Here is an 8,859-nt window from a genome sequence, read left to right on the forward strand (position 1 = left end):
CGGGAACGCGCCGTCTCCGCCGAGCAGCTCGCGCGCCGTGAGGAGGCGGAGGAGCGCACGCGGCTCGCGCGGGAGTTGCACGACGTGGTCGCCCACGGCATGAGTGCGATACAGGTGCAGGCATCCTCGGCCCGCTATCGCCTCGAGAGCCTGACGCCGGAAGCGGTCGACGAGTTCGAGGAGATCGCGGCGCTGGCGCGGGCATCCATGAGCGAGATGCGCGCTCTCCTGGCCGTGCTGCGCAACGAGGGAGCCGAGGCAGAGGGTGCGCCGCAGCCGACGGCGGCGGACATCCCGCAGCTCGTCGAATCGGCCCGACGATCGGGGTCACGGGTTGAGCTCGACGACGGGCTCTCCGAGTCCGATGTCGCGGGGCTCGACCCCGTTCTGTCGCTCACGGTCTACCGCATCGTGCAGGAATCGCTGAGCAATGTGGCACGGCACGCGACGGCGGCCGACACGCTCGTCAGGCTCGAGCGTGGGGGAGATCAGCTACTCGTCGAGGTGCGCAATGCGCCACCTGCGCGAGCGCCCTCGTCCGGCGTCGCACCCGAAGAGGGCGGCCATGGCATCCGTGGCATGCGAGAGCGAGTCGACCTTCACCATGGCACGCTGGAAGCAATGCCGACGCGTGAGGGCGGCTTCGTCGTACGAGCCGCCCTGCCGCTGGCCTGAGCCGGAGGGATCCCGCATGACCGTCAGCGTTCTCGTCGTCGACGATCAGGCGATGGTGCGCGCGGGCTTCTCCGCGATCCTGGATGCTCAGTCCGGCATCCGCGTTCTCGGTCAGGCCGCCGACGGGGTTGAGGCCATCGCCGAGGCGAGGAGCCTGCGTCCGGATGTGGTGCTGATGGACGTGCGGATGCCGAACCTGAACGGCATCGAGGCGACCAGGGAGCTCGTGAATCCGAGCAAGGGTGGGCCGCACGTGCCGCGAGTTCTCGTGTTGACCACGTTTGATGCCGACGACTATGTCTACGACGCGCTGGCCGCCGGTGCCAGCGGGTTCCTGCTCAAGGACGCACGCCCGGATGAGCTCGTGCAGGCCGTGCGGGTCGTCGCGGCAGGCGACGCCCTCCTCGCTCCCAGCGTCACCAAGCGCCTCTTGGAGAGGTTCGCGTCGCAACGTACGGCCGCGCCCCGCAAGGCGGAGTCGTTGCGCAGCCTGACGGAACGGGAGCGCGAGATCCTCGTGCTCATCGGTCGTGGGCGCTCGAATGCGGAGATCGCGGCAGAGCTGTTCATCGGCGAGCAGACGGTGAAGACGCACGTCAGCCGCATCTTCATGAAGCTGGGCGTCCGCGATCGCGTGCAGGCGGTCATCCTCGCGTACGACGCAGGGCTCATCGAACCCGCTCGCTGAACGCCTACTCGGATAGGGGCCGAATTGGCTCATAGCAGTGAAGCGGCGCCTGTCATCGCCTTCGTACGTTCTCCTGGGCGGCGTGCGAAGCTGCCCGGGAGGAGAGGTGAAGCGCTGCTCGGGGGGAGAAAAGCCCGGATCGGCAGCGGTTCAGCCGTCGTGCCGCTCGAGCCTGGGGATCAGCTCATCCAGCACCTCGACCGTGTTCTCCCAGCCGGTGACGGCGAGTGTGGGCACGCCCATGGCGAGCACCGGGTAGTCGTTTCCCTCGGGGTCGAGCCGGTCGCCGATGAACAGCATGTCGGTGAGGCGGATCCCGGTGAGCTCCGAGAGCCGTGCGATGCCGTACGCCTTGTCGATCCCTCGCCGCGTGATGTCCACAGAGGTCGACCCTCCGGAACGCACCTCGAGATCGGGAAGCAGATCCTGCACCGCAGCGCGCAGCGTGTTCTTCTTCTCGCCGGTCGGATCCCACGCGGCCTTGATGTCCACGGGTGCTGACTGCCCGAGCGCGGAGAACGTGATCTGCGAGCCGCGGTCCTCCAGGATCGGCCCCCAGGTGCGCGCCTCCCAGAAGCCGAGGCGACGCGCCTCCGACTCCACGGCGGCCAGCGCTCTGGTCTTCTCGTCGGCGGTGAGATTCTGCGCGTAGACCTGGGTCCAGGCTCCGTCGACGAAGCGGTAGTACTGCGTGCCGCACGTCGGCATCAGGTGGAGGCGTGCGAGGGCCGCGGGGGAGGCATCCGTCAGCTTGTCCACCACCTGCTTCGAGAACTGTCCGAACTGGCCCCCGGAGATGATGCACACCGGCGCGAGCCCGAGCAGCGCGATCAGGCGCTCCGCCATGGCCGGCTGCACCGGCGACTTGGATGCCGCGAGCGTGTCATCGAGATCGAAAGCGACAAGGCGGGGTTCGTAGGTGATGGAGGGCATGATCCTGAGCGGTGGTGCACGTCGCGTGCGGTCGGGCGAGCGGTGATGGGGCGAGATCGAAGTCTAGCCAGGAGCATCGAGAGGACGGTGCGCGGGGCGTCCGACGACGACGACGCTCACAGCTCGGCGTGCAGCTGCCACACGGATTCGGCAGACGCTCGCCAGCTGAAGGCGGCAGCGCGGTCCATGCCGGCGAACCGGAGCCGCTCCCGAAGCGTATCGTCGGCCACAACGGAGGAGACGGCTTCCGCGAGCCGCGCGGGATACCCTTCGGAGTCCTCCCGGGGCACGGTCACACCCGCGCCGAACGCGACTTCGGCAACGGCCGGATCATCGGAGTGCACGACGGGCGTGCCGAAGCGCATCGCTTCGACGACCGGCAGACCGAAGCCGGACGACAGATTCGGGTAGACGAAGACGGTCGCTCTGCTCAGCACGACGGCGAGATCCGGATCGCCGAGGCTTCCGAGCGTACGGACCCGGCCCTCCGCGAGGCCGGCCTCCATGGCGACCGTCGACACGCGCTCCCCGTGGTGCTCCTCCGGTCCGACCACGAGGAGGGGCAGATCGTGCAGCGCCGGGTCCGTCATCGCGCCGATCAGAGCGCGCAGGCCCCTTCTCGGATCGAGGCTCGACACCGTGGCGATGTACCGCTCAGGCAGCCGCAGCGCTCCCGCTCGAGCGTCGGCGTCATCCGGCACCTGCAGAGTGTCGGAGGGGGCGCCGCCGATGACGCGGATGCGGTCGCCCAGCTTCGCCACCTGGTTGAGCTGGTCGGCCACGGCGTGAGTGGGCACGACGACGGCATCGGCGAACTTGCGGGCGCGCTTCACCATGGCCTTCTGCCATGCCGCCTCGACGACGCCGACCGCTTCGGGAGCGGTCCACGCCGACACGTCGTGCACCGTGACCGTCGTCTGGTCGACGGAGTCGGAGGCGTCGTGCTTGAACAGCGGCGCCAGCAGGCTCGGGGCATGGATGAGGCCACCGCCCATCGGCAGTTTCACTCCCATCTGCCAGGCGAGCGCGAGCTCACGCGAGCCGACGGGGAGCGCATGCACCCCCACGAGACCGGGCAAGAGCTGCTGCAGCACGCGCCGATCCGTCTCGCTCCTTGCCGCGACGATCCCCTCGACGACGCAACCGCGCGGAGCCGTGGCGATGAGCTGCCGCGTCAGCTCGAGGCTGTACCGGGAGATGCCGTCCGGAACATCCGTGAGCACGTCGTCAACGATCACCCGCAGGGTTGTCATCGAATGCCTTTCGATCGAACGCATCGGCCAGCGCGTCCCGCCAGTCTCGCATCACGGGAAGCCCGGCAGCGACCCACGCGTCGTGACCGAGAACCGAGTAGGCGGGCCGGGCGGCCGGGCGCACGAAATCGGCGCTCGTCGTGGGCTGCACCCGCTCCGGATCCAGGCCGGCCCGCTCGAAAACGGCCCGCGCGAAACCGAACCACGTCGTCTCGCCGCCGGACGTGCCGTGGTAGATGCCGCTTGGCGCGTCGGCATCCACGAGTCGCACCAACTGCTCAGCCAGGTCGGCCGTCCAGGTGGGCTGCCCGCGTTGGTCGTCGACCACGGTCACGGTCTCGTGCGTCGCCGCAAGGCGCAGCATCGTCTTGGCGAAGTTGGGGCCGTGTGCGCCGTAGAGCCAGGCAGTGCGCACGACGAACGTTCCGTGCGGATGCGCGGCCAGCGCCCGTTCCTCACCCGCCGCCTTCGTCCGCCCATAGGCGTTGAGCGGGTCACGGGGCGCATCTTCGGCGTAGGGCTTCGTCGCGTCGCCCTGGAACACGTAGTCCGTCGAGATGGTGACGAGGCGGGCGCCGATGTCGCGCGCGGCGATCGCGAGGTTCTCTGTGCCCACCGCGTTCACCGCGAACGCGACATCCTCGTGCGTCTCGGCGTCATCCACCTTGGTGTAAGCGGCCGCATTGAACACGACGTCGTGCCCGGCCACGGCACTGATCACAGCATCGCGATCGGCGACGTCGAGCTCGGCGCGGGAAAGGGCGGTGACGTCCCTGCCCCCGAGGGCGTCCTGCAGATCGTGGCCGAGCATCCCGGATGCGCCGGTGATCAGGTAGCGCACGGCCTAGTGCCCCTGCGCCGCGTAGCGCTCTTCCGTCTCCTGCTTCTGCGGCCCCCACCAGTCCTCGTGGTCCTTGTACCACTGAATGGTCGCGGCGAGACCGGCAGCGAAGTCGCCGTAACGCGGCGCCCAGCCGAGCTCTGTTCGCAGCTTCGTGGAGTCGATCGCGTACCGCAGGTCGTGGCCCGGCCGGTCGGCCACGAGGTCGTACGCGTCCGACGGGAGCCCGAGCTCGGTGAGGATGAGCTCGACGACCTGCTTGTTGTTCTTCTCGCCGTCGGCGCCGATGAGATAGGTCTCGCCGATGCGGCCGTTCTCGAGGATGGTCAGGACGGCGGATGAATGGTCGTCGGCGTGGATCCAGTCGCGCACGTTCTCGCCGCTGCCGTACAGCTTCGGCCGCTCGCCACGCAGCACGTTCGTGATCTGGCGCGGGATGAACTTCTCCACGTGCTGGTAGGGGCCGTAGTTGTTGGAGCAGTTCGAGATGGTCGCTTGCACGCCGAACGACCGCACCCAGGCGCGCACGAGGAGGTCGCTTCCGGCCTTCGTGGAGGAATACGGGCTGGACGGGTTGTACGGCGTCGACTCGGTGAATCTGGCGGGGTCGTCGAGTTCGAGGTCGCCGTACACCTCGTCGGTGGAGATGTGGTGGTATCGAGTGCTGTGCTTGCGCGCCGCCTCCAGCAGCGTGAACGTGCCGACGACGTTCGTGTGCACGAACGGTTCGGGATCGGCCAGCGAGTTGTCGTTGTGGCTCTCGGCCGCGTAGTGCACGACGGCATCGTGGTCGGCGAAGAGGCCGTCGACGAGCTCGGCGTCGGCGATGTCGCCCTTGACGAACGTGAATCGGCTTTCGGGCAGGCCCTTCAGGGAGGCGAGGTTTCCGGCATACGTGAGCTTGTCGAGCACCGTCACGTCGTGATCGGTGTTGTCGATCAGATAGTGGACGAAGTTCGAGCCGATGAAACCGGCGCCGCCGGTGACGAGGATCTTCATGCGAGGCGGGTGCTTTCTGGTCGAGAGACTGCCGCCGAGTCTACCGAAGGCCGATTGGTAGACTCGGCCGGTGCAAATCCGCGAGTTGTCTGTGCCCGACGCCTACGAGATCACCCCGGTGCAGCACCGGGACGACCGCGGCGTGTTCCTGGAGTGGTATCGGTTCGATCGGCTCGAGGAGGCCGTCGGCCACCCGCTGAACCTCCGCCAGGCGAACACCTCCGTGTCGCGCAAGGGCTCGGTTCGCGGCATCCACTTCGCCGACATCCCGCCGGGGCAGGCCAAGTATGTGATGTGCACGCGGGGTGCGGTGCTCGACTTCGCCATCGACATCCGCACCGGTTCTCCGGCGTTCGGCACATGGGACTCCGTGCTCCTCGATGACGTTGATCGTCGCGCCATCTATCTCGCGGAGGGGCTAGGACACTGCTTCGTCGCACTCACCGACGACGCCACCGTCAGCTACCTCGTCACGGATGTCTACAACCCTCAGCGTGAGCACGGCATCAGCCCCCTGGATCCCGAAATCGCCCTCGAATTCCCGCTTGCTGCTGACGAGCTCTTACTGTCGCCGAAGGATACGGATGCCCCGACTCTTGCCGAAGCACGGGACCAAGGGCTGTTGCCCGAGTACGCGGCTGCTCGGTCGTTCTACGCCTCACTGAGCGGAGGGAACTGACATGCGCGGCATCATCCTCGCGGGCGGATCCGGCACGCGCCTGTGGCCCATCACCAAGGGCATTTCCAAGCAGCTCATGCCGATCTACGACAAGCCGATGGTGTACTACCCGCTGTCGACCCTGATGATGGCGGGCATCAGAGAGATTCTCATCATCACGACGCCGGAATATCACGGTCAGTTCCAGGCACTTCTCGGCGACGGCTCGGCTCTCGGACTCCGCCTCGAGTACGCTGTTCAGCCCTCGCCGGACGGCCTTGCGCAAGCCTTCATCATCGGCGAGGAGTTCATCGGCGACGAGTCGGTCGCACTCGTGCTGGGTGACAACATCTTCCACGGGACCGGGCTCGGAACGGCCCTTCGCCACGTGACCAACGACGAGGGCGCGACGATCTTCGCGTACCACGTGAGCAATCCGCGTTCGTATGGCGTCGTCGAATTCGACGACGACTTCAAGGCGGTCTCGATCGAGGAGAAACCCGCGCAGCCGAAGAGCAACTACGCCGTTCCCGGCCTGTACTTCTACGACAACGACGTGGTGGAGATCGCGAAGACGATCGAGCCGAGCGCCCGGGGCGAACTCGAGATCTCCACGGTGAACGAGCGGTATCTGCAGGCCGGCAAGCTCAACGTCCAGGTGCTGGACCGCGGCACGGCCTGGCTGGACACCGGAACGTTCGAGTCGATGATGCAGGCATCCGAGTACGTTCGGGTCATCGAGGACAGGCAGGGCACGAAGATCGGCTGCATCGAGGAGATCGCCTGGCGTGCGGGCTGGATCGACACGGCGCAGCTGAAGGAGCTCGCTGCTCCGCTCGTGAAGAGCGGGTACGGCGCTTACCTGGAGCGGCTCATCGCCGACGCGTGAAGCCGACGCCGGCCAGCAGGTTGCTGGGTTCCGCGAGCGCGAGGATTTCAGCCTTTGCCGTTGTTGGCGCTTTCGATCGTGGCACGCCACTGCTCAGGGGATGTGATGCGGGATAACGCGGACCTGTACTGTTCGCTTAGCCGGTCCCATTCCCTTCGATAGCGACGGTTCAGCCGTATCGACTCGAGCAGAAGCGATCGGAACTTCTTCGGATCGCGAACGTGCCAAGTCGCGCCGGAGCCCTCTGCGTTCGTGATCAGCACGCTGTCCCAGTTGGGAACTTCGAACCATCGTGCGTCCTGGTACGCCAGATGCCCGTGCGGCCTGCTGGTGTCGTTCGTCACCTTGCGGCTGTGCCGGACGACCTGCCTCGCGAGCCAGGTCAGAAATGCAAGACCGTGGGGGCCCGGGTTGATGACCCGGTCGGTGAGCTCCTTGTTCTCGCGGGCAGGGAAGTGCGCGATCTCCGACGAGCGTTTGATCAGTTTCGCTTCCGTGAAACCGGCGCCCATCGCCTTCACCTTCGGGAGCCGGTCCACCATGTCCCGATGCAACTGGTCGGGGCCCTCGAACACGTTGCGGATCGCGGCCATGCGCATCGCAATCGTGTAGTAGTCCATGGTCAGCAGGTTCTTGACATCACTCGCGAGCATCGACCGCCAGAGCTTGCCACCTTGCTTATGCGGCGAATGGAGGAGGGCCGTGATCAGACGATTGCGCTCGTGGAAGAAGGCTTGCCAGTCGTGCGTGTCATCCTTGTCGACCCACGACACGTGCCACACGGCTGCACCCGGGAGGCTCACCGTCGCGTACCCGTGCTCGCGGGCGCGAAGCGCGTACTCCGCGTCGTCCCATTTGATGAACACCGGAAGCGACAGTCCGATCGCCTTGATGATCTCGACTGGGATCAGACACATCCACCAGCCGTTGTAGTCCACGTCGTAGCGACGATGCATCCACTGGGTCTGGCGAAGATTGGACGTTCCGAAATCGTGGCGCTCGGGGGTGAAGGGTCCCCACATGAACGAGGGCCACTTGATGCCCTCCGCGAACGCGTGGAGTTGAGCCTTGTCGTACATGTCGAACATGTGTCCGCCGACGATGGTGGGTTTGTTGCAGTAATTGGCGAAGGTGACCGCTCGCCGAAGGCTCTCCGGCTCGATCTCGACGTCGTCGTCGAGCAGGATCACGTAGCCGGACTCTCCGGCGTCGAGAGCCTCCAGCATGCCGCGCGAGAATCCGCCCGAGCCGCCGATATTGGCCTGGTCCAGCACGCGCAACTTGCCGTCGAGCGAGTCGACAGCGGCCGCATAGCCAGGATTGTCGACGATCTTCTCGGTGCCCTGATCGATCACCTGCACGCGGTCGAGGACCGAAAGCGCTTCCTTGTCGTTTCCGATCGTGGTCAGCAGACGAGTGCAGTAGTCGCCTCGGTTGAGCGTTGTGATAGAGACGGTGGCATTCGCGTTGGTGCGCTCAGGTGTTCCGGCAGGAGCCATCCAGTCCGCCTGCACGAGCTCCAACGCGTGTTCATCGGCAATCAGATCGAACCAGAGCCAGCCTCCGTCGATGAACGTCGTGAGGGGGATGCTGAAGGTCGAGATCGTGGGCCCGTCGACTTCGACACCGTCGACGCGTTGGATGACGGAGCGCGCGTTCGAGCGGTACACCACGATTCGGCCGGTTCCGGTGGTCTCGATCCGCAAGTCCACGGATTCGAGTGAGGTCCATGACTTCCAGTAGCTCGCCGGAAAAGCGTTGAAGTAGGTGCCGAGAGACGTGGACTTGAAGGACGGAATCCGAAGACCGCGTCGTCCACGGAGCCATCCGAGTCCGTTCCTGTCGGTCAGGCGCGACGCACGCTTCGGCTGCTGAAGCAAGACGACACCCCGCATCCTCGCGAGGCGCTCCTCCTCACTTTCT

9 protein-coding genes are annotated in these 8,859 nt (G+C 66.3%); 4 read left to right on the plus strand and 5 right to left on the minus strand.

The window, feature by feature from the left end:
- Positions 1–675, plus strand: a 675-nt coding sequence (locus VHB92_RS07800; protein ID WP_325453040.1) for a sensor histidine kinase, incomplete at its 5' end; no start/stop codon positions are given.
- Positions 676–691: 16 nt separating this feature from the next.
- Positions 692–1,363 carry a response regulator transcription factor gene (locus VHB92_RS07805; RefSeq protein WP_325453041.1) on the plus strand — a complete coding sequence of 224 codons (672 nt, stop codon included), beginning with the start codon at positions 692–694 and terminating at the stop codon, positions 1,361–1,363.
- 150 nt (positions 1,364–1,513) lie between these two features.
- Here the strand turns inward: VHB92_RS07805 and VHB92_RS07810 are convergent, their stop codons facing one another.
- The 4 genes from VHB92_RS07810 to rfbB all read right to left on the minus strand — a co-directional run bounded on the left by VHB92_RS07810 (position 1,514) and on the right by rfbB (position 5,389).
- Positions 1,514–2,296 (minus strand): HAD-IIB family hydrolase, encoded by a 783-nt coding sequence (locus VHB92_RS07810; protein ID WP_325453042.1) that lies wholly within the window; start codon positions 2,294–2,296, stop codon positions 1,514–1,516.
- A gap of 116 nt (positions 2,297–2,412) precedes the next feature.
- Positions 2,413–3,549 carry a glycosyltransferase family 1 protein gene (locus tag VHB92_RS07815; protein WP_325453043.1) on the minus strand — a complete coding sequence of 379 codons (1,137 nt, stop codon included), beginning with the start codon at positions 3,547–3,549 and terminating at the stop codon, positions 2,413–2,415.
- On the minus strand, positions 3,524–4,390 hold the full coding sequence (gene rfbD, locus VHB92_RS07820; RefSeq protein WP_325453044.1) for a dTDP-4-dehydrorhamnose reductase: 867 nt from the start codon (positions 4,388–4,390) through the stop codon (positions 3,524–3,526). Before rfbD ends, VHB92_RS07815 begins: the two co-directional genes overlap by 26 nt.
- A gap of 3 nt (positions 4,391–4,393) precedes the next feature.
- Positions 4,394–5,389, minus strand: a complete 996-nt coding sequence (gene rfbB / locus VHB92_RS07825) for a dTDP-glucose 4,6-dehydratase (RefSeq protein ID WP_325453045.1) — start codon at positions 5,387–5,389, stop codon at positions 4,394–4,396.
- A 70-nt stretch (positions 5,390–5,459) separates the two neighbouring features.
- On the opposite strand from rfbB, the gene VHB92_RS07830 reads away from it, so the two are divergent.
- Together VHB92_RS07830 and rfbA are read left to right on the plus strand one after the other, a co-directional pair.
- Positions 5,460–6,068, plus strand: a complete 609-nt coding sequence (locus tag VHB92_RS07830; protein ID WP_325453046.1) for a dTDP-4-dehydrorhamnose 3,5-epimerase — start codon at positions 5,460–5,462, stop codon at positions 6,066–6,068.
- Position 6,069: 1 nt separating this feature from the next.
- A complete protein-coding gene (gene rfbA / locus VHB92_RS07835) occupies positions 6,070–6,936 on the plus strand; it encodes a glucose-1-phosphate thymidylyltransferase RfbA (RefSeq protein ID WP_325453047.1) in 867 nt (288 codons plus the stop codon).
- Between the two features lie 47 nt (positions 6,937–6,983).
- Here rfbA and VHB92_RS07840 read toward each other — a convergent pair.
- Positions 6,984–8,859: glycosyltransferase (locus tag VHB92_RS07840; RefSeq protein ID WP_325453048.1), on the minus strand; the 1,876-nt coding region annotated here is incomplete at its 5' end.

It is taken from the genome of Humibacter sp., from assembly GCF_035547335.1.
In the GTDB taxonomy this organism is placed as follows: Bacteria; Actinomycetota; Actinomycetes; order Actinomycetales; family Microbacteriaceae; genus Humibacter.